Source organism: Micromonospora sp. NPDC005710, assembly GCF_040630995.1.
GTDB lineage: Bacteria > Actinomycetota > Actinomycetes > Mycobacteriales > Micromonosporaceae > Micromonospora.
The window spans coordinates 36,546-55,858 of the sequence record NZ_JBEXYP010000011.1; the positions used below are offsets into that span (position 1 = coordinate 36,546).

At 70.5% G+C, this 19,313-nt stretch carries 19 protein-coding genes and 1 tRNA gene; 6 read left to right on the plus strand and 14 right to left on the minus strand.

Annotated elements, in window-relative coordinates; all coding sequences use genetic code 11:
* Window positions 1-38: 38 nt before the first annotated feature.
* The 8 genes from ABZ406_RS16765 to ABZ406_RS16800 are packed head-to-tail and all read right to left on the minus strand — an operon-like array spanning window position 39 to window position 9,762.
* Window positions 39-734, minus strand: a complete 696-nt coding sequence (locus tag ABZ406_RS16765) for an ElyC/SanA/YdcF family protein (protein ID WP_357761869.1) — start codon at window positions 732-734, stop codon at window positions 39-41.
* Between the two features lie 21 nt (window positions 735-755).
* The gene (gene pknB, locus ABZ406_RS16770; protein WP_357761872.1) at window positions 756-2,576 is read right to left on the minus strand and encodes a Stk1 family PASTA domain-containing Ser/Thr kinase; all 1,821 of its coding nucleotides are present in this window, start codon (window positions 2,574-2,576) and stop codon (window positions 756-758) included.
* Window positions 2,573-3,982, minus strand: a complete 1,410-nt coding sequence (locus ABZ406_RS16775) for a protein kinase (RefSeq protein ID WP_357761875.1) — start codon at window positions 3,980-3,982, stop codon at window positions 2,573-2,575. Before ABZ406_RS16775 ends, pknB begins: the two co-directional genes overlap by 4 nt.
* A gap of 1 nt (window position 3,983) precedes the next feature.
* A complete protein-coding gene (locus ABZ406_RS16780) occupies window positions 3,984-5,489 on the minus strand; it encodes a penicillin-binding protein 2 (protein WP_357761879.1) in 1,506 nt (501 codons plus the stop codon).
* Window positions 5,486-6,979 (minus strand): FtsW/RodA/SpoVE family cell cycle protein, encoded by a 1,494-nt coding sequence (locus ABZ406_RS16785; protein ID WP_357761882.1) that lies wholly within the window; start codon window positions 6,977-6,979, stop codon window positions 5,486-5,488. Before ABZ406_RS16785 ends, ABZ406_RS16780 begins: the two co-directional genes overlap by 4 nt.
* A 30-nt stretch (window positions 6,980-7,009) precedes the next feature.
* Window positions 7,010-8,485, minus strand: a complete 1,476-nt coding sequence (locus ABZ406_RS16790; protein WP_357761885.1) for a protein phosphatase 2C domain-containing protein — start codon at window positions 8,483-8,485, stop codon at window positions 7,010-7,012.
* Window positions 8,482-8,967 carry an FHA domain-containing protein gene (locus ABZ406_RS16795; protein WP_357761888.1) on the minus strand — a complete coding sequence of 162 codons (486 nt, stop codon included), beginning with the start codon at window positions 8,965-8,967 and terminating at the stop codon, window positions 8,482-8,484. The genes ABZ406_RS16790 and ABZ406_RS16795 overlap by 4 nt, the downstream gene beginning before the upstream one ends.
* 6 nt (window positions 8,968-8,973) lie before the next feature.
* Window positions 8,974-9,762, minus strand: a complete 789-nt coding sequence (locus ABZ406_RS16800; RefSeq protein WP_007454122.1) for a DUF3662 and FHA domain-containing protein — start codon at window positions 9,760-9,762, stop codon at window positions 8,974-8,976.
* 206 nt (window positions 9,763-9,968) lie between these two features.
* Between ABZ406_RS16800 and ABZ406_RS16805 the strand changes: the two genes are divergently transcribed.
* From ABZ406_RS16805 to ABZ406_RS16815, 3 genes are all read left to right on the plus strand, one after another.
* A tRNA-Leu gene (locus tag ABZ406_RS16805) sits at window positions 9,969-10,051 on the plus strand.
* A 68-nt stretch (window positions 10,052-10,119) separates the two neighbouring features.
* Window positions 10,120-11,235 (plus strand): NAD-dependent epimerase/dehydratase family protein, encoded by a 1,116-nt coding sequence (locus ABZ406_RS16810; RefSeq protein WP_357761891.1) that lies wholly within the window; start codon window positions 10,120-10,122, stop codon window positions 11,233-11,235.
* On the plus strand, window positions 11,232-12,038 hold the full coding sequence (locus ABZ406_RS16815) for a WecB/TagA/CpsF family glycosyltransferase (protein WP_357761893.1): 807 nt from the start codon (window positions 11,232-11,234) through the stop codon (window positions 12,036-12,038). The genes ABZ406_RS16810 and ABZ406_RS16815 overlap by 4 nt, the downstream gene beginning before the upstream one ends.
* A 62-nt stretch (window positions 12,039-12,100) precedes the next feature.
* Here the strand turns inward: ABZ406_RS16815 and ABZ406_RS16820 are convergent, their stop codons facing one another.
* Window positions 12,101-13,657: a S8 family serine peptidase gene (locus ABZ406_RS16820; RefSeq protein WP_357761896.1), complete on the minus strand. Its 1,557-nt coding sequence runs from the start codon at window positions 13,655-13,657 to the stop codon at window positions 12,101-12,103.
* 130 nt (window positions 13,658-13,787) lie between these two features.
* Here ABZ406_RS16820 and ABZ406_RS16825 point away from each other — a divergent pair, with 130 nt between their 5' ends.
* The gene (locus ABZ406_RS16825; RefSeq protein ID WP_357761899.1) at window positions 13,788-14,468 is read left to right on the plus strand and encodes a hypothetical protein; all 681 of its coding nucleotides are present in this window, start codon (window positions 13,788-13,790) and stop codon (window positions 14,466-14,468) included.
* Here the strand turns inward: ABZ406_RS16825 and ABZ406_RS16830 are convergent.
* The 3 genes from ABZ406_RS16830 to ABZ406_RS16840 all read right to left on the minus strand — a co-directional run bounded on the left by ABZ406_RS16830 (window position 14,436) and on the right by ABZ406_RS16840 (window position 16,110).
* Window positions 14,436-14,834: a hypothetical protein gene (locus tag ABZ406_RS16830; RefSeq protein WP_357761902.1), complete on the minus strand. Its 399-nt coding sequence runs from the start codon at window positions 14,832-14,834 to the stop codon at window positions 14,436-14,438. The genes ABZ406_RS16825 and ABZ406_RS16830 overlap by 33 nt on opposite strands.
* A gap of 203 nt (window positions 14,835-15,037) precedes the next feature.
* The gene (locus ABZ406_RS16835) at window positions 15,038-15,259 is read right to left on the minus strand and encodes a DUF397 domain-containing protein (RefSeq protein ID WP_357761905.1); all 222 of its coding nucleotides are present in this window, start codon (window positions 15,257-15,259) and stop codon (window positions 15,038-15,040) included.
* Window positions 15,229-16,110 (minus strand): helix-turn-helix transcriptional regulator, encoded by an 882-nt coding sequence (locus tag ABZ406_RS16840; RefSeq protein ID WP_130405929.1) that lies wholly within the window; start codon window positions 16,108-16,110, stop codon window positions 15,229-15,231. The genes ABZ406_RS16835 and ABZ406_RS16840 overlap by 31 nt, the downstream gene beginning before the upstream one ends.
* A 624-nt stretch (window positions 16,111-16,734) precedes the next feature.
* On the opposite strand from ABZ406_RS16840, the gene ABZ406_RS16845 reads away from it, so the two are divergent.
* Both ABZ406_RS16845 and ABZ406_RS16850 read left to right on the plus strand, forming a co-directional pair.
* Window positions 16,735-17,019 carry a hypothetical protein gene (locus ABZ406_RS16845; protein WP_124775688.1) on the plus strand — a complete coding sequence of 95 codons (285 nt, stop codon included), beginning with the start codon at window positions 16,735-16,737 and terminating at the stop codon, window positions 17,017-17,019.
* 97 nt (window positions 17,020-17,116) lie between these two features.
* A complete protein-coding gene (locus tag ABZ406_RS16850; protein ID WP_357761910.1) occupies window positions 17,117-17,578 on the plus strand; it encodes a hypothetical protein in 462 nt (153 codons plus the stop codon).
* 7 nt (window positions 17,579-17,585) lie between these two features.
* On the opposite strand, the gene ABZ406_RS16855 is transcribed toward ABZ406_RS16850, so the two are convergent.
* Window positions 17,586-18,422, minus strand: a complete 837-nt coding sequence (locus tag ABZ406_RS16855; protein ID WP_357761913.1) for a PASTA domain-containing protein — start codon at window positions 18,420-18,422, stop codon at window positions 17,586-17,588.
* 104 nt (window positions 18,423-18,526) lie between these two features.
* A complete protein-coding gene (locus ABZ406_RS16860) occupies window positions 18,527-19,213 on the minus strand; it encodes a PASTA domain-containing protein (RefSeq protein WP_357761916.1) in 687 nt (228 codons plus the stop codon).
* Window positions 19,214-19,313 lie beyond the last annotated feature (100 nt).

Consider the following 19,313-nt stretch of genomic DNA (forward strand, 5'->3'; position numbering starts at 1 on the left):
CGGACGTCAGGGCAGCAGGGAGCCGGTGGCGGGCCGGGTCAGCCCCGCAGCGCGTTCTGGACGGCGGGGTCCGCTGGCGACCGTACCGCTGGGGGTCGGTCACGCACGGCGTCCCAGGCCGCCTTGCCACTGGCGAAGTAGTCCCGAACCGACTTCTCGGCGAGCAGTGCGGCGCCACAGCCGTCGCAGCGGGCGGTCACCCCGTCGACGTCCAGGCCGAGATGCCGGCACAGCGTCACGGCCCGGGACAGGTGGTAGGACTGGGTGACGATGAGGGCCCGCTGGACGCCGTACACCTCGCGGGCTCGCGCGCAACTGTCGTAGGTGTCCAGACCGAACGGGTCGGCCACCACCCGACGCCTGTCGACACCGCGCTCGGAGAGGTACGTCGTCATCACCGCCGGTTCGTCGCCGGACTCCCCACCGCCGTCGCCCGACACCAGGACGACAGTGGCCCGCCCGCTGGTCACCAGCTCGGCTGCGGTGTCCAGGCGGCCGGCGAGACGGTCACCAGGCCGCTGCCGGTCGGCCGCCACCTCGGTGCCGAGCACGATCACCACGTCGGCGGTAGGCGCGTCGGCGGCGGCGTACACGTGGCCGCGTGCGGCGGACGTCGTCCACAGCCACGGGGTGCTGGCGAGCACCAGCATCACGAGGCCCGCGAGGGCCACGCGGCGGAGGCGGCGAGGCCACCGCCGTACCGCCCCGACCGGCACCGACTCAGCCTTGGTCATGCCGATGCCCGGCCGGTGGCCCTAGTCCTGAGGCCGGCCCGGCGGGGGTGGGAACGGCAGACCGCCGACGCCGCCCCCGGTGCCAGGAGTGGTGGGCGTGCCGGTGGGCGTGTTCGTGGCTGTCGGTGTGGGCGTCGGGTCGGTCTCCGGCTCGGGAATGCCGATCTCGATGGTGACCGTCTTGTCCTTGGCGAGTTCACTGCCACCTGGCGGGTTCTGCTTCTGGACCCGACCGGCCTGATCGGCCGGCACTTCCCTTCCGTCCTTGACCGAGACCTTGTAACCCGCCTCGCTGAGTTCCTGAACAGCCTCGTCCCTGGTGGAGTTGACCACGTTGGGCACCTTGTTGACGTTGCCCCGGGAGACCTCGACGACCACCTTGCTGTCCTGCGCGACTGTCGTCCCCGACGCTGGAGTCAGCTTGACGACGATCCCCTTCTGCGCGGGGTTGTCGACCGGCTTCTCCTCGACCCGCAACCCAAGGTCCTCAAGTTGGGGCTTCACGTTCTCGATCTGGGAGTTGACCAGACCGGGTGGGATCTTCACCGGCGGCTTGCCGTCGCAGATCTGGATGGTCACCGTGTCTGCCGGCTTCAGCTTGGTGCCCGGGTCAGGAGTCTGCTTGGCAACGGTGCCCTTGGTGCAGTCGTTCGCCAGGAGCGGCTCGCCCACCTGCGGCTTGAACCCGAGGTTGCTGATCTCGGTGACCGCGGCGGTCTGGTTCTTGCCGGTGAGGGTGGGCACCGACTTCAGGTCCCGGTCATTCTGCTGGCTCCAGAGCAGGGCGGCGACCAGGGCGATCACCGCCAGCACACCGACCGCGCTGAACATCGCGATCAGCAAGGACGACGCCTTGCGCTGACGCGGGTCGCCGACGCGAGCGGGAATCTGCCCGGTCTGCGGCCCACGGCCGGAAGCCGCATAGCCGCCCCCACCGCCGGCCGGGGCCATCGCCACCGTCTCCGACTCGCGCAGCACCGGGGTGGCCAGCACGGGCCGGCCGGCGGCGGCGCGGAGCAGGTCGGCCCGCATCTCGCCAGCGCTCTGGTAGCGGTTGAGCGGGTTCTTGGACAGCGCCTTCAGCACTATCGCGTCGACGGCCGGGGTGACGTCCGGGTTGATGTCGCTCGGCGTCGGCGGAGTCTCCCGTACGTGCTGGTAGGCGACGCTCACCGGGCTGTCCCCGACGAACGGCGGGTGCCCGCAGACCAACTCGAAGAGCACGCAGCCGGCCGCGTACACGTCGGAGCGCGCGTCGACGGCCTCGCCGCGGGCCTGCTCGGGAGATAGATACTGAGCAGTGCCGATGACGGCGCTGGTCTGCGTCATGGTGGTCGCACCGCTGGCCAACGCTCGGGCGATGCCGAAGTCCATCACCTTGACCTGGCCGGTCTGGGTGAGCATCACGTTGCCGGGCTTGATGTCCCGGTGGATGATGCCGTGCCGGTGGCTGAACTCCAGGGCGGCGCACGTGTCGGCGCAGATCTCCAGCGCACGGCGCGGTTGCAGTCGCCCCTCCGCGCCGAGGACCTCCTTCAAGGTCCGCCCGTTCACGAACTCCATGACGATGAACGGCAGCGTCTCACCTGTCGGCGCGGTCTCCTCGCCGGTGTCGTAGACCGCAACGATCGCCGGGTGGTTGAGCGAGGCGGCGTTCTGCGCCTCCCGACGGAACCGCATCTGGAACGTCGCGTCCCGGGCGAGGTCGGTGCGGAGCATCTTGATCGCGACGTCCCGACCGAGCCGGAGGTCGCGACCACGGTGCACCTCGGCCATGCCGCCATAGCCGAGCAGTTCGCCGACCTGGTACCTGCCACCGAGCAGGCGGGCCTGCGCTGTCATCGCGTCTGTCGTCCTTCGCTCGTCGTCGTCCCGCCGTTGCCCGGCTGGAGTCGTACCTCTCGACGGTACGGCGTCCGGGTCGGATCGTCGCGCCGGTCGAGTCCTAGCGCGCCGGACGCCACGGTGCGCGGCGTCAGCCCAACGGGTCCGCCGGCCTGCGACTGCTTCCGGAGGTTGTAGGAAATCACGCCCGAGCAGAGCAGGACCAGCACGGCCAGCAGGATGGCGAGAAGCACCATTCCGGGCCGGGACCGCTGCGGTTGGGGCGAGGGTGCGACCGGGCTTGCCGGTCGGGCGTACGCCGGCTGATGCTCCTGCCGGGGCGGCCCGGACGGCACCGCAGCCGCGCCGCGCGGGTAGCCGTTCGGCGGGCCAGCCGGTCGGGCGGCCTGGACGGCCGGCGCGACGGCGGTGGGGCGTGGCTGCTGGGCGGGCACGACAGCGGTCGGGCGTTGCACAGCCGCCGGCGGTCGGGCGGTCGGCGGACGCATCTGGTGCGCCTGCGGCACCTGGGCCCGGCCGGGCGCGGCGGGTGAGGCGGGCGCCGCGGAGACCGGCCCGGAGTTGCCGGCGGCCCGGGCCTGCTGGGACAGCGTGGCCTTGAGTTGACGGGCAACCCCGGCGAGGGCCGCGGCGCTCGGCCAACGGGCGGCCGGGTCCTTGGCCAACGCCCGTTCCACCAGGGCGCGCACCTGCGGCGGGATGTCGGCCGGCAGCGGCCGGGGCGTCTCCCGGACGTGCCGCATCGCGATGTCGAGTGGGTTTTCACCCTCGAACGGTCGCCGACCGGCAAGGCACTGGTAGGCGACCACGCCGAGGGCGTACACGTCGGACGCCGGGGTGGCCACACCACCGGTGGCCTGCTCGGGCGAGATGTACGAGGCGGTGCCGAGCACCGAACCGGCGGCGGTGAGCTGGCCGACCATGTCGGAGCGGGCGATACCGAAGTCGGTGAGCACCAGCGTGCCGTTCGGCCGGACGAGCAGGTTGCCCGGCTTCACGTCGCGGTGCACGATGCCCTTCTCGTGGGCGGCGTGCAGCGCGTCGGCGGCCTGCGCGACGAGGGCCATCGTCCGGGCGGGGGTGAGTCGGCCGACCCGGCTCAACGTGGACGACAGGGCGTCACCCTCGACGTACTCCATGACCAGGAAGGCGATCTGCTGGTCGTTGCCGAAGTCGTAGACGTCCACCACACCGGGATGGTTGATGGTGGCCATGGTGCGGGCCTCGCCGCGGAACCGCTCGCCGAAGTCCGGGTCGTCGAGCAGGGCGGGGAGGAGACTCTTCACCGCTACCGTCCGGCCGAGCACCTGGTCGGTGCCGCGCCAGACGTCCCCCATGCCACCGCTGGCGATCCGCTCGTCGAGACGGTAGCGGTTGCCGAGCTGCACACCGGGGCTGAGCATGTCAGCGACCCCCTGGGTCGGTGATGGCGGCCCGCATGATCTGACCGGCGATCCGGGCGGCCTCGCTGCTGCCTCCGGAGCCGGCCTGCTCCAGCACGACGCAGACCGCGGAGACCGGGTTGCCGTTCTTGTCGAGGGCGAAGCCGATGAACCAGCCGTGGTCGGGCCGGTCGGGAGCGGACTGGGCGGTGCCGGTCTTGCCGCCGACCGTGTAGCCGTTGATCGCGGCCTTCCCCCCGGTGCCGTTCCGGACCACGCTGACCATCATGTCGCGCAGGTCGCTGGCGACCTGCGGCTGGACGGGCTGGCGCAGCTCCCGCGCCTTGGCGGTGTAGTAGCTGGTGGTCCGGTCCGGGGCGAGCAGTTGCCGCACGAGGTACGGCCGCATCTGGCTGCCGTTGTTGGCGATCGATCCGGCGATCATGGCACCTTCGAGCGGCGTCATCCGGACGTTGTTCTGGCCGATCGACGACTGGGCCAGCGCGGCCGGGTCGGTGCTGCCGTCCGGGTTCTGCATGTCGCCGGTCCGGCTCGCCTCGGTACGCAGACCGTCCTCGCCGAGCTGCCCGACGGTCAGGTCCTCCTGCTCGAAGCCGAACTGCCGGGCCTTCTCCTTGACGGTGTCCGCGCCGAGTCGCACGCCGAGCTGGGCGAAGCCGGTGTTGCACGACTCGGTGACCGCCTCCAGCAGGCTGACCTGCCGTTCCGGGCAGATCGACGGTGCGGCGTTGCGGATCGGGGTGCCCGAGGTGGGTGCGGTGTAGCTGGGGCCGGCCGGGATCTGGGTGCTCTTGGTGATGCCGTTCTCCAGCGCCGCCGCGGCCACCACGACCTTGAAGGTGGAGCCCGGGGGCAGCGTCTCGGAGAGCGCGCGGTTCTTCAGCGGGCCGTCCGGGTCCTGTTCCAGTTTGTTGTACGCCGCCGCGGCCACGTTGCTGTCGTGGCTGGCCAGCGGGTTCGGGTCGAAGCTCGGCATGGAGACCAGCGCCTGGATCGCGCCGGTACGCGGGTCGATGGCGATCGCCGCGCCCCGCTTCGCGCCCACCTCGTTGTTGCGCAGCTGCTCGTACGCCGTGTCCTGGGCCCGCTTCGAGAGCGTGAGCAGAACGTTGCCGCCGCCGGTGTCGTCGCCGGTGAACATGTCCTTCAACCGGTCGCCGATCAGCTGGTCGCTGGTGCCGGCCAGGAAGTCGTTCTCCACCCGCTCGATGCCCTGGTCGGCCAGGTTCACCGGCTTGTAGCCGAGCACGTGGGCGTACTTGGCACCGCTGGGGTAGGTGCGCAGGAACTTCAGGTTGCCGCTGGTTTCCTTGCTGGTGGCAAGGGCCGTGCCGCCGGCCTCGATGTTGCCGCGCTTGCGGTCGTACTCGGCGACCTGGACCCGACCGTTGTAGTCGCTGGTGCGGTATTCGTCGGCCTTGTAGGCCTGAATCCAGTTGAGGTTGGCGAAGAGCAGACCGAACAGGACCATGACGACGACGCCGACACGGCGCAGGGGTGCGTTCACGGCTTGATCACCTCCGTGGGAGCACCGTGCAACTGCTCGGGCGGGCCACCGCTGGGACGGGCCGCCTTGCCGCCGCCCCCTCCGGTCACCGGTCGGCGCGCGCCGTCGGAGACCCGCAGCAGCACCGCGATGAGCAGCCAGTTGGCCATCAGCGACGACCCACCGGCGGACAGGAACGGGGTGGTCTGACCGGTGAGTGGGATGAGCTTGCTGATCCCGCCGACGATCACGAAGACCTGGAGGCCGAGGGTGAACGCGAGGCCGCCGGCGAGCAGCTTGCCGAACGAGTCCCGGACCGCGAGCGCGGCGCGCAGCCCGCGCTCGACGATGAGCAGGTAGACGACGAGCAGCGCGGAGAGGCCGAAGAGACCGATCTCCTCACCGATGCCGGCGAAGATGAAGTCGTTCTGCACCTCGGGCAGGATCTCCGGCTGACCGCCGCCCGGCCCGGCACCGAAGAGCCCACCAGTGCCCAGGGCCAACAGGCCCTGCACCAGTTGGTAGCCCTTGTTCGTCGGGTCGGCGAACGGGTCGAGCCAGATCTCCGCCCGCAGGTAGAAGTTGGCGAACGGCCCGCCGACAGTGGAACCGAGGACGTAGGCGAGGTACGCGCCACCGAAGAAGAGGACCAGACCGATGAGCAGCCAACTGACCCGTTCGGTGGCGATGTACAGCGTCACCACGAACATGCCGAAGTAGAGCAGCGAGGTGCCCAGGTCCTTCTCGAACACCAGCACCAGGACACTGATCAGCCAGACGCCGACCACCGGGCCGAGGTCCCGGCCACGCGGGAAGTCGATGCCGAGGAAACGCCGGCTGGCCAGCGACAGCACCTCACGCTTGCGCACCAGGTAGTAGGCGAAGAAGACGAGCAGCGCCAGCTTGGCGAACTCACCCGGCTGGATGGAGAAACTGCCCACCCGGATCCACAGCTTCGCGCCGTTGATCTCGGAGATGCTCGACGGCAGCACCGCCGGGATCATCACCAGCACGATGCCGGCCAACCCCAGGGTGTACGCGTACCGCGAGATCGACCGGTGGTCGCGCATGATGGCGAGCAGGGCGGCGGCGAGGATCACCGCGCCGAGCGTCCAGGCCAACTGCCGCCCGCCCTGCCCCGCGAAGACGGCCAGGCTCTCCCGCTCGGTCACCGGGGCGTCACCCAGGTCGATCCGGCGGAGGAAGCCCACGCCGAGCCCGTTGAGCAGGGCCACCGCCGGCAGCAGAGCCGGATCGGCGAACGGGGCCAGGAAGCGGATGACCAAATGCAGCCCGAGGAAGACGGCGCCGAGCGCGGCGGCCGGCATCCAGAAGTCCGGGGTGACCGTGTCCAGCAGGTTCGCCTCGACGGTCGCCCCGTACGCGGCCACCAGCACCATCGCGAGCAGCAGCAGGGACAGTTCGGCGTTGCGGCGCGACCGCGCCAGGCGTACGCCGGATTGCTCGCCCGCGGTGGCGGGCGAGGATGCCGGTGTGGCCGCTACGGTCACGGGTGGGGTCCTCAGAATCTCAGCCGACGCTCACTCAGGAGACCGGCAACCGGCTGGGTCTAGCGCCGGCGGGGCCGAGTCGGAGGGCGTGACGTCGGGTGTGGTGGTCGCGCCGGCGCCACCGAGAGCGGTGGTGGCACTGACGGTCGGGCTTGCGCTGACGACCCTGTCGGGGGTCGGCGACGCGTTGATGCTCGGGCTGCCGTTCGGGGTCGGCGTCGAACCGACGGGGGTCGGTGTGGGGGTGGGCGTGTTGCCCCCGGTGACCGCCGGGTCGAGTGGGCAGACCGGCTTCAGGTTGGGGTTGCTCGGCGTGTCGCTCGTCAGCTCGGCGAGCTGACGCTCGGCGTCCGGCTCACTCTTGGCCCTGATGCCGACCTTCACGGTGTCCTGTGCCGCGACGGTGAGGTCGTCGAGGCGGGTGCCGCTGCGGCGGTGCACGCTCGAGAGGTCCATCCCGGCGATCTGACCCTGGACGCCGCGGAAGACGGCGACCTGGCCCTCTTCGGTGGCTCCCACGTAGTACTGCCGCTGGGTGTACGTCCAACCACCGAACGACGCACCGCCGACGATCACCAGTAGGGCCAGCGCCATGGCGGCGGTCCGGACCGGGCGTCGCTTCGGCCGGTCGGCATCGTCGTCGGAGGCCGCCGGCTCCTCGGGCGCGGCCGGGCGGGGCGCGGAGAGCGCCGAGGCCCGGGCGGCCGGAGTCGAGTCGTCGGCGGAGGTCGCCATGCCCCGGTCCCGTGCGGCGGCGCCGCCCACGATCGGGCTCGCCTCGACGATGTCCTGGTCGGTGGCGTCAGCGATGATCACCGTGATGTTGTCCGGCCCACCGCCGCGCAGCGCGAGCTGCACCAGCCGTTCGACGCACTGCTGCGGGTCGGCGTACTCCCGCAGGGTCTCACCGATGGTCTCGGCGCTGACCACGCCCGAGAGGCCGTCGCTGCAGATCAGGTACCGGTCGCCGGGCATCACCTGGCGGACCGAGTACTCCGGGTCGATGTCCCGACCGTCGAGGGCGCGGGTGAGCAGCGACCGCTGTGGGTGACTGCTCGCCTCCTCGGCGCTGATCCGGCCTTCGTCGACGAGCATCTGGACGTACGTGTCGTCCTTGGTGATCTGCGCGAACTCGCCGTTGCGCAGCAGATAGGCCCGCGAGTCACCGATGTGGACCATTCCCAGCTTGCTACCGGTGAAGAGGGTCGCCGTCAGCGTGGTGCCCATCCCCTCCAGTTGCGGGTTGGCGTCCACTGTGTCGCGGAGTTGTTGGTTGGCGGTGCCCACGGCCGAACGCAACGCATCGACGAGAGCGTCCCCCGGGACGTCCTCGTCGAGCGGTGCCATGGCACCGATGACGATGTTGCTGGCGACGTCACCGGCGGCCATGCCGCCCATGCCGTCGGCAACGGCGAGTAACCGCGGCCCGGCGTAGACGGAGTCTTGATTGCCGTCTCGGATCAGACCGCGGTCGCTGTGGGCCGCATAGCGCAGGGTCAGAGTCATGGCCGTAATTCGAGGGAAGTGCGGCCGATCCGGATCGGCACGCCGAGGGGGACGGGGGTTGGTCCGGAGACCTTAGCGCGATCGAGGTACGTCCCGTTAGTCGAGCCGAGATCCTCGACGTACCACTGCCCTTCACGCGGCATGAGCCGGGCGTGTCGCGCGGAGGCGTAGTCGTCGGTGATGACCAGGGTGGAGTCCTCGGCCCTACCGATGGTGATCTGTGCTTCACCAAGGGTGATCTTGGTGCCGGCCAGCTGACCGGCCGTCACCACCAGTTGGTGCGCCGCCCTGCCCCGCTTCACCTTCGCCGGCTTGGTCGCCTGCCCCGTCGAGGCGCCCACCGCGCGCGGCGCGGCCACCAGGCGACCGGACCGGGCGCCCGCGAAGAGGTCCCGGCGGATCACACCGACCACCGTGAACACGAAGATCCACAGCAGGATCAGGAAACCGAACCGGGCAACGGTGATGACCAGTTCCGGCAAGGCGGGTCAGCCGTCCACGCGGAAGGTCAGCGTCGTCGTACCGAGCTGGACCATGTCACCGGGGTTGAGCGCGACCGCGGAGACCCGCTGCCCGTTCACCATGGTGCCGTTGGTCGAACCCAGGTCGGTCAGCACGACCTGGCCACCGTCGAAATCCAGCCGGGCGTGTCGGCGGGAGATGCCGACGTCCGGCAGGCGCAGGTTGGCCTGGTCACCGCGACCGATCACCGTCGACCCCATCTGGAGGGGGTAGGTGCGACCGTCGCCGGAGACCAGCCGCACGTTGCGACCGCCACCGTGCCCGGGCGGCGGGCCGTAGCCACCACCCTGGTCGTACGCGGGGTAGGCGGGCGGGCCGGCGTCGTAGCCGGGTGCCGACACCGGGGCGACCTCGCCGCCGGTGTAGACCTCGGCCGTGACACGGAACATGCCCGTGTCCAGGCCCTCGCCTCGCTCGATCTCGACGATCACGTCGCCGTAGACCGTCCACGCCTGCTCGCCGATGAACTCCGCCTGCGACTGGGCCAACTCCTGGGCCAGCGCGGCGGCGTACGGCGCCAGCCGACTGTGGTCGAACGGCGAGAGATCGATCACGTAGCGGTTGGGCACCAACGTGCGCCCACCGGCCAGGATCGCCTTGTGCGCCTCGGCCTCCCGCTGCATGGCGTTGAGGATCTCCACGGGGTGGACCACCCCTTTGAAGACCTTGGCGAAGGCCCCTTCTACCAGGCCTTCCAGACGCTTCTCGAAGCGTTGCAGCACGCTCACCGGCTCCTCCTCGGGTCCCGAGGACATGATGGTATCCGGCCGGCGCGCGCGCAGCTCACACGCCGCTCGGCCGGCTGCTCTCGACCCGTTCGGAAGGGCCGGGACTGTCGTGCTAATCTTTCGTCCGCCACGAACGGTAATCATTCGGGGCGAGCGCCAGGGACAGCGTAGTATTCCCGAGGCCCGTTGGAGACAGCGGGGCCGGGCGGCTAGATTGTTCCGGGTTGTGCCACGGGGATGTGGCGGAATGGCAGACGCGCACGGTTCAGGTCCGTGTGCCCGAAAGGGCGTGGGGGTTCAACTCCCCCCATCCCCACCCAACGACGAGGGCTCCGCTTGATGCGGGGCCCTTCCGTCATATCGGGGCGTGCTGGACGTCACGCTATGCTCCGATTGATTCTGCCTCCGATGGACCAGGAGTGGCGTGTGAGTGTCGCGTTGGTGACAGGGTCGGGTGGCCTGATCGGCTCCGAGGCGGTCCGGCATTTCGCCGGCCTCGGTCTGGATGTCGTCGGCATCGACAACGACATGCGCCGGTATTTCTTCGGCGAGGACGGCTCCACCTCGTGGAGTCTGGAACGGCTCGGCCGTGACCTGGGTAACGCGTACACCCACTTCGCGGTGGACATCCGGGACCGCGACGGCCTGGAGCAGGTGTTCAAGAAGTACGGCTCGGACATCGCCGTGGTGATCCACAGCGCTGCCCAGCCGAGTCACGACTGGGCAGCCAAGGAGCCGTACACGGACTTCGACGTGAACGCCGGCGGCACGCTCAACATCCTGGAGAACACCCGCCGGCACGCGATCGACGCCCCGTTCATCCACTGCTCGACGAACAAGGTCTACGGCGACCGGCCCAACAGCCTGCCGCTGATTGAGCTGGAGACCCGGTACGAGCTGCCCGAGGACCACCGCTGGCACCAGGGCATCACCGAAGAGATGTCGATCGACCACTCGCTGCATTCGGTCTTCGGCGCCTCCAAGGTCGCCGCGGACGTGATGGTCCAGGAGTACGGGCGCTACTTCGACATGAAGACCGCCTGCTTCCGCGGTGGCACCCTGACCGGCCCGGCGCACTCCGCGGCCGAGCTGCACGGGTTCCTGGCCTACCTGATGCGCTGCGTCATGGAGGGCCGGACGTACAACCTCTTCGGCTACAAGGGCAAGATGGTCCGGGACGCGATCCACTCGCACGACGTGTTGACAGCGTTCGAGGCGTTCTTCCGGGCTCCGCGGTCCGCCGAGGTCTACAACCTGGGCGGCGGTCGGCACTCCAACACCTCCCACATCGAGGCGTTCCGGATCGCCGAGGAGATCACCGGCCGCGAGGCGCAGATCAACTACGTCGAGCAGAACCGCACCGGCGACCACCAGTGGTACGTCAGCAGCATGGCCCGGTTCGAGGCGCAGTACCCGGACTGGAAGATCACTTACGACGTGCCGATGATCCTGCGGGAAATCTACGAGGCCAACGTGGACAAGTGGGTGGCCCAGTCATGAGCGCCCGTTCCAAGCGCAACGTGCTCGGCGTCCTGGTCGACGCCACCGACTACGCGACGGCGACGGACGTGGTGGTGACGGCGGCGCACGAGCGACGTCCCCTCGCGCTCACCGCGTTGGCGGTGCACGGTGTGATGACCGGGGTGCTCGACCCGGCGCACAACGCGCGGCTCAACTCGTTCGACGTGGTGACGCCGGACGGGCAGCCGGTGCGGTGGGCTCTCAACCTGCTGCACCACGCCGGGCTCAGCGACCGGGTGTACGGCCCGACCCTGACCCTGCACGTGCTGTCGCGCTTCGCCGACGAGGGGCTGCCGGTCTACCTGTACGGCTCGACCGAGGAGACCCTCGCCCGGTTGATCCCGGCCCTCGAGCGGATGTTCCCCGCGCTGAAGATCGCCGGGGTGGAGCCGTCCAAGTTCCGTGCCGTCCAACCTGGCGAGGACGCCGAGATCGCCGACCGGATCCGGTCCAGCGGCGCCCGGCTCGTCCTGGTCGGGCTCGGCTGCCCGCGCCAGGAGGTCTTCGCGTACGCCATGCGACCGCTGCTCGACATGCCGCTGATGGCTGTCGGCGCGGCCTTCGACTACCACGCCGGGTTGCTGCGCCAGCCTCCGCCGTGGATGCAGCGTGCCGGCCTGGAGTGGTTCTGGCGCCTCGGTCTGGAGCCGAAGCGGCTGTGGCGCCGCTACGTCATCCTCAACCCGGCCTACCTGAGCCGGCTCGCCGCCCAGAAGGTCGGCCTGTGGAAGGCCCGCCCGCCGGCGCCGGCCACCGAACGGCCGTCCACCTTCTCGGTCTGAGTCCGACCCGTACGACGCGAGGCCCCACCCCGGCGGGTGGGGCCTCGGTCGTGCGGAACCGGTCAGACGGTCAGGGTCCAGGTGTTGATGTAGCCGGTGTCGGCCGAGTAGGTGTCCCGCACCTGGAGCCGCCAGATGCCGTCGGCGGCCTCACCGGACACGTTCACCGTGTACGTGGCGTTCACGTTGTCGGCGCTGTCCGAGGTGCTGCTGTTCTTCAGCCGGTAGGAGCTGCCGTCCGGGGCGAGCAGGTCGATGACCAGGTCACCGCGGTAGGTGTGCACGATGTTGACCGCCACGGTGGAGGCCGAGGAGGCGTTGCGACCGCAGCCGGAGATGGTGATCGAGCTGGTCACCGCCGAGCCGGCATCGGGGATCGACACGTCGGTGCCGTTCGTGCCGGTGCAGCCGGTGGGCGGCGGCGGGGTGCTGCCGGTTCCGACGTAGAGGAGCAGGTTCGGTGAGCCCGAGCCGGGGTTGGTGACCACGTTCGGGGTCGCATTGGCCACCAGTTGGTTGCGGACCTGGGCCGGGGTCCAACTCGGGTTGGCGCTGGCGACCAGGGCCGCCGCTCCGACCACGTGCGGGGTGGCCATCGAGGTGCCACTGATCGTGTTGGTGGCGGTGTTGCTCGTGTACCAGGCCGAGGTGATCGACGAGCCGGGCGCGAAGATGTCCAGGCAGGTGCCGATGTTGGAGAACGACGACCGGGCGTCCGAGCTGGTCGTCGAGCCCACTGTGATGGCTTCCGTGGTCCGCGCCGGCGAGGTGTTGCACGCGTTCGCACCGTTGTCGTTGCCGGCCGCCAGGCCGTACGTGACGCCCGAGGCGATCGAGTTGCGGACGGCGTTGTCGAGTGAGGTGTTCGCGCCGCCGCCGAGGCTCATGTTCGCCACGGCTGGCTTGATCGCGTTCGCGGTGACCCAGTCGACGCCGCCGATCACCCCGGCGTTGGTGCCACTGCCGGAGCAGTTCAGCACCCGTACGCCGACGAGCTGGACGGCCTTGGCCACCCCGTACGTGGACCCGCCGACGGTGCCGGCCACGTGCGTGCCGTGCCCGTTGCAGTCGTCGGCCGCTCCGCCGTCCACGGCGTCGTAGCCGGAGGTGGCCCGGCCGCCGAAGTCGTTGTGGGTGAACTTGATGCCGGTGTCGATGATGTAGGCGTGCACGTTGCTCGCCGTGTTCGGGTAGGTGTAGGAGCTGTCCAACGGCAGGCTGCGCTGGTCGATCCGGTCGAGACCCCAGGAGGGCGGGTTGGCCTGGGTGCCGGAGATCGAGACGGTGTGGTTCTGCTCGACGTACGCCACCGCCGGGTCGGCCGCGATCCGCGCCGCCGCGCTGGCGCTCACCCTGGCCTCGAAGCCGCGCAGCGCCGCACCGTAGGTGCGGGCCACAGTGCCGCCGTGGCGGCTGGAGAGCCGCTTCGCGGTGTCGCCGACCTTGTCCCGGGCAACGGCGCTGTCCTTGAGTACGACGATGTAGCTGTCCGGTACGGCGGTGGCTCCGCCGGCGGCCCGAACCACACCCTCGGGTTCGGCGGCCAGGGCCGGGGTGCCGACGGCCAACACGGTCGCCGCGGCCACCCCGATCAGCACGGACCTTCGTGGAAGACCCATCTCCTACCTCCCTCTGACCGGCGGCGGAACGTGACCACCGGCCCAACATCAATCGACAGTTGCCGATCAAGCTGAGGGTAGATCAGCCTTCCAGCAGTTGTACATGTCGAAACGTCCATACCATCGAGTGATGACCCCTACGGGCCCGGCGTCCGGGGCGAACGGGGGACGGGCCCGGATTCGCCTCGCCGCGCTCCCGGAAAGAATCTCGAACATGGAGAGTCAGCTCACCATCCTGCTTCCGGTCGCCGCCGTCTGGCTGGCCGCCGGCGTCGTCGCCGACGGCCTTCCCCGACTGCGCAACACCCGCATGCTGCGCCGGCGTACCGGATGGTTGCTGGTGCTGGCCGTCAGCGGTGTGGCGGTCACCGCGGCCGTGCTGGGTGGCGGGCTGTTCAGCACCGGTGCCACACCTGTCGACCGGGCGGCCGCCGGGCTCGCACTGGCCGCCGGCCCGGCGCTCGTGGCGACGGCCTGTTCGGTACGGCGGATCCGCCGCCTGCGGGCCGGAGCGGGCGCGTTCGCCAGCGCCCCGGCGACCCCCGCGCCGCACGGGCTACGCGCCGCCGCAGCCCATCCGCTCGTCGGGTTGCCACTTCAGGTCACCGCGCTGGCCACGCTGCCGGCGTTGATCGCGGCGACCGGCACCGACCTCGGAGCCGACCCCGGTGTCACCGGGCCGGCGATCACAGTGGGTGCGCTCGCCGTGGTGGCCATCGGAGTCCGGCACGCGCTCCGTCACAACCGGTTCGCCGAGCGGGCCCGGCCCGCAGTGCCGTCAACGCGGACGGTTGGCGCTCTGCACGTATAGCAACTCCAGGATCGACCTGGTCGCCTCGAACCAGCGGTCCAGCCAGTCCTGCGAGGGCACTGTGCCCTTCGGCGGCAGCTCCATCAGCAGACCACGCAGCAACGGGTGGTCGGCCAGGGACTCGGGCGGCTCCATCGGCCAGCCCGCCGGCGGGAACGACGGCTCGATCAACGGATTCGGGTCCAGCGAGGGCAGCGAGAGCGGAGGATCCATCGTCTCGGAAGCGCCCTCCCGCCCGCTCAACTCCTGGTCGGTCGAGACCACCTCGGTCAGAACCGTGTCTCGACGAGCGCCGCGGTACTTGCCACCGAACCGCTCCGGCTTTGCCGGACCGGTGGTGAGGTTGTCTGAGCCGATCGTCGTCATCCGTCTCGCCTACTCGCTCGGTTGCGGGTCGGTGCGGCGGGTCGTCGACCAGCGCCGTACCGACCGGTTCAACGAGACGGGGGCGCTCTGGCGACGGGAATCCCGACGGAACCTCGCCGGGCCGCGACCTTCTGCGGCGACTCCTGCCGATACGGCAGAGCCCCCGCCCGGCGAACCGGACGGGGACTCCATTGACCAGTCGGTCAGACCGTGCCGAACACACCAACCCTGGTGCCGGCGACGAAGGAGTGCCAGTCACCGGGCGCGAAGACCAGGGCGGGGCCCGCCTTGTCCTTCGAGTCCCGTACTCCGACCGCCCCCGTCACGTACGCCACCTCTACGCAGTTGTCACAGTTCGGCCCGCTCTTCGAACTCTTGAACCATGCTGCCTGCGTCAGGTCCACGGGGAACCTTTTGGTCGCCATTTCCACAACGGCTCCTCTGCCAGTTTTGCGATGTGTGCGACGGACTCCTCGGGGCGTATGGCCGCAGCGCGGATGTGATCGAAGATGAAGCTGTACTTCTGCAGTTCGTCGCTCTTCTCGAGGAAGAGCCCACCCGTGGCGTTCTCCGCGTACACAACATCCGGATCACCGGGCTCAGGGAAGCTGAGGATCGTGAACGTGCCGTCCATGCCGGCATGCGCACCCACCTCGAAGGGCAGGATCTGCAGCGTCACGTTCGGCAACTCGGCCACCTCGACCAACCGCCTGAGTTGGCCGCGCATCACCTCGTCCCCGCCCACCGGCCGACTTACCACCGCCTCATCGAGCACCACCCACAGATCGACCGGATCGTCCTGGGTCAATAACGACTGACGGCCCAAACGGACACGCACTCTTTGATGTACCTGATCGGCGGTGAAGTCCGGACGGGCGGCGCGGATCATGGCACCGGCGTACTCCTCGGTCTCCAGGAGGCCCGGAACGACCTGCTGTTCGTACGCCCGGATCGAACTGGCGGCCGCCTCCAGCCCGACGTACGCGCCGACGAGCACTGTGCTGTACGGGTGCCACCAGCCCTTCTGGCGGGCCTCTCGGGCGATCTGCACCAGCTCGTCGCTCTCGGCGCCGACCACGCCGTAGATCCGCAGCATGTCCCGCACGTCGCGCGGGGTGGCGGTGGTGTGCCCGGTCTCGATGCGGGAGACCTTCGACGCCGAGCACTCCAACTGTTCGGCGACCACCTCGATGGTGATCCCGGCGGACTCCCGCTGCCGGCGCAGCTCGGCCCCGAGCCGCCGCCGTCTGATGGTGGGACTGCGCCGCTCACTCATCGCGCAGGCCGTGAGTCACTGGTCCCCGCCGCTGGCTGCTCGACCCCACTCGGGCTACCTCCGGTAACGCGCCACATGTGACACCCGCCGGGGGCGCGACCGTCGACCGGCGAGCGTTCGCGACAAAGGGGGTGGTGCCGGTCCTCGGCCGGCCGCGACGGGCGAAACCGCCCCCAGTGTGCCGCCCGTACGCGGATGGCTTCAATAGGCCTTTCGCGCGACACGCTCACGTATCGGCAAAACTCGACGTGCAACTTGCATGAAGCACGTCGCTGATGCACTCTGTCCGTATGGCTCGGATCACTCAGCGTTCCCGTTCGGTCCCTCGGAGTGGTGACCCCACCGCTTCGGGGAGGCTGGGCACGACGCGGGCCCGAGCCACGACAACGCGACCTGCTCCGGGGTAAGGACCCCGCCGCTGCAAGCCGGCAGGCTGCGGCGGCGGGCGCGGTTCCCGGAAGCAACCGGGTGGTGGTCGGGTGGCGGCACGTCACCAGCGGGGTACGGCCCGACCACTGCCATCCGCACCACCGGTTCACGAGGCACGACCCCGTCACCGGCCGAGACGTCCCCCGTTCAGGCACCGCCGGCGCAGCCGCCGGCCGATCCTCCCCAGGAGCCCATGTGCTTCCCCGCACCGGTGACGTACTGCACGTGACGCGCGCGGCGAGTGTCCAGTTCCTCAGGCCGATCAAGTTCCGGGTGATCCGGGTGCTCGACTGGCCGACCTATGACGGCTGGCTCTGGCTCGACGGCTACGAGTTGAACGCCGCGGGTGACGCCGTCACCCGACGTTCGATCTTCGTCCAACGGGAAGGGCTGCAGCAACTGCAGGCCGCCCCCGAACCCCGCCCGCACACAGTGCGGGCCCGCCGCCCGGTCGCGCGTACCCCGGTCCGGGTGGGCTGACCGACCCGATCCGCCGCCGGTGGGCGTGCCGTCGCCATAGAATTGGTACGCCCACCCCGGCACGTTCCACCCGCTCGTCCAGGACCCTGACCCTGGGATGGTCATGGTCAATCAGCCCGCCCTGCGGCGGCACCACCGCTCCCGTATCGCCTATGCCTTCGGACTCCTCGCCCTCCTCGGGGCGATGGCGACACTCCTGGTCCTCGTCCACGACCCGGCGATGTCGTCCACCCGGCTGACCGCACCGGTGCCCGCACCGGAGATCACAGTGCTCGACCCCGACCCACCGACCGGCGACGGCCAGTCGGTGTACGAGGAACCGGGCTGGATCGACACCGCCGACCCGGCCGACCACGTCGGCGGTGCCGACCCGACCGGGTCGGTGTCCGGCCTGGGTGCCGGCGGCCAGTCCGACGGCCGTCAGGACCTCACCGAAGCGGCTCCGGCCGGGCACAGTGCCGCTGACATGCGCCGCTCACTGTTCTGGTCCGGCATCTTCGGCCTCGCCATCTCGCTGGCCGGCGTCGGCCTCGTCGGCACGCGTCGCCGAATGTGGTGACGAGCGGTCACGGCGTGGCCGTCACCGAAGGGCTCGGCGTGGTCGGGCTCTCTTCGGGCGGCGACGGGGCCGCCGAGATGATCAACAGCACCTCGTCGTCGGTCGACACCGTCGTGCCCGCCCCCGGTTCGGTCCCCACCACCGTCCCCGGCGGCAACTCCGACGGGCGGAACACCACCCGGTAGGTCAGACCGAGCCGATTCAACAGCCCTTCGGCGGTGGCCTGCGGCAGGCCGGCGAGCGGTGGCACCGGCAGCTCGTCGGGCGCGTCAGTGGTGGCCGAGCTGCTGGGTGACTCGCTCGTGGGTGCCATCGACGTGGGAGCCGCGCTGGTCGGCACGGTGCTCGGAGCACTGGTCGGCGGAAGGGACGGGGTGGGCCCGGGATCGTCCAGGTCGTCGTCCTGCTGCGAACGCACCAACCAGAGCGCGCCCCCGAGCAGAGCGGCGAGCAGCAGTGCCAGTACGCCCCAGAGGATCGGCAACCACCACCGCCGACCGCCCTGCTCCTCGACGTACCACTCGGCGTCGTCGGATCGTGGCGAGCGCACCTCGGCCCGCCCGGACCACGCCGGCGGGATCGGTGCCGTGCGGTCGGCCGGCGGACCCGGCCGGGTGCCGGCGGACCGGTCGATCGGCATGGTCTCGTCGGGCGACAGGTCGGGACGAGCATGGACAGTCCGGTCGATCGGCGCCGTCTCATCCGGGTCGGCGGCGGCCCGCGTCGGGGCCGGGCCGTCTGCGGCGGTGGGCCCGGGCGCCGGCCCGTCGGTGGCGGAGGGCAGGGGGCGGGTCCGGTCGTCGTCGTCCTCGCCGGCGGGCGGCTCCTGGCGGTCGTCGCTCATCGCACGTCCTTTCCCGAACCCGGACGGGCGTCATGGCCCTCGACCGCCAACCTAGTCGCCCACAGCACCATCGGCGGGGATCAGCGTGCCGAGCCGCGCCGGGATCAGGGGGTGGGTCTGGTGGTGGGCTGATCGCCCGGGTCCGCCCCACACCAGATGCTGACCTGGTCGTTCCACCGGGCCGGGCCGTCCTCGGCCGGCTCCTGTCGGTTGACCTTGCCGACGCGTCCGCTGAGGTAGCGCGGGTAGAGGCCCTCCTCGACCAACTCGTCGGCGGCCTTGGCGCAACTCTTGCCGATCACGTCCGGAACCTCGGTGGCCGGCGGCGGCCCGGCGACCTGGAGCTGCACTGTCGTTCCCCGGGCGACAGCGGTGCCCACGCCCGGGGTGGTGCTCTCGACGTTACGACCGACACCGCCACCGAAGACCAGCCGCCAACCCAGCCGCTGCTTGCGCAGGGTGTCCCGGGCGTCCTCGAAGTCGGTGCCGATCACCGGTGGCACGGTCAGGCCGGTCCCCCTGGTCGAGGTGGGGGAGGTCTGGACCGCCGAGGGTGTCGGCCGTCCACTGCTCGGTCGAGGCGCGGTGGCCCGGCTGGTCGAGGGGCCGACGGTGGTCGCGACGGCCAGCGGATCACCGGGGGACGTGTCCCCCTCGCCGGCCAGCAACCAGCCACCTGTCGCGCCGACGGCGGCGAGCAGCACCGCCGCCAACCCACCACCGAGCACGACGCTCGCCCGGCCCCCACCGCCACCGGCGGCACTCTGCTGGCCCGTGTTCGTGTCAGTCATAACGCCCACCGCCTCATCACCGGCGACCGTACCGCCCGCCGCCCAATCCGCCCGCACCGGCGGTCCACTCCGGCGGGTCGTTGCACTCGCCGCGCCGACG

Coding starts and splice junctions, on each gene's coding strand:
- ABZ406_RS16820 (WP_357761896.1), bottom strand. CDS start 13,657: ATGGGTCTTCCACGAAGGTCCGTGCTGATCGGGGTGGCCGCGGCGACC.
- ABZ406_RS16815 (WP_357761893.1), top strand. CDS start 11,232: ATGAGCGCCCGTTCCAAGCGCAACGTGCTCGGCGTCCTGGTCGACGCC.
- ABZ406_RS16810 (WP_357761891.1), top strand. CDS start 10,120: ATGCTCCGATTGATTCTGCCTCCGATGGACCAGGAGTGGCGTGTGAGT.
- ABZ406_RS16860 (WP_357761916.1), bottom strand. CDS start 19,213: ATGACTGACACGAACACGGGCCAGCAGAGTGCCGCCGGTGGCGGTGGG.
- ABZ406_RS16775 (WP_357761875.1), bottom strand. CDS start 3,982: ATGCTCAGCCCCGGTGTGCAGCTCGGCAACCGCTACCGTCTCGACGAG.
- ABZ406_RS16835 (WP_357761905.1), bottom strand. CDS start 15,259: ATGGCGACCAAAAGGTTCCCCGTGGACCTGACGCAGGCAGCATGGTTC.
- ABZ406_RS16830 (WP_357761902.1), bottom strand. CDS start 14,834: ATGACGACGATCGGCTCAGACAACCTCACCACCGGTCCGGCAAAGCCG.
- ABZ406_RS16840 (WP_130405929.1), bottom strand. CDS start 16,110: ATGAGTGAGCGGCGCAGTCCCACCATCAGACGGCGGCGGCTCGGGGCC.
- pknB (WP_357761872.1), bottom strand. CDS start 2,576: ATGACAGCGCAGGCCCGCCTGCTCGGTGGCAGGTACCAGGTCGGCGAA.
- ABZ406_RS16765 (WP_357761869.1), bottom strand. CDS start 734: ATGACCAAGGCTGAGTCGGTGCCGGTCGGGGCGGTACGGCGGTGGCCT.
- ABZ406_RS16790 (WP_357761885.1), bottom strand. CDS start 8,485: ATGACTCTGACCCTGCGCTATGCGGCCCACAGCGACCGCGGTCTGATC.
- ABZ406_RS16850 (WP_357761910.1), top strand. CDS start 17,117: ATGGTCATGGTCAATCAGCCCGCCCTGCGGCGGCACCACCGCTCCCGT.
- ABZ406_RS16855 (WP_357761913.1), bottom strand. CDS start 18,422: ATGAGCGACGACCGCCAGGAGCCGCCCGCCGGCGAGGACGACGACGAC.
- ABZ406_RS16800 (WP_007454122.1), bottom strand. CDS start 9,762: ATGTCCTCGGGACCCGAGGAGGAGCCGGTGAGCGTGCTGCAACGCTTC.
- ABZ406_RS16825 (WP_357761899.1), top strand. CDS start 13,788: ATGACCCCTACGGGCCCGGCGTCCGGGGCGAACGGGGGACGGGCCCGG.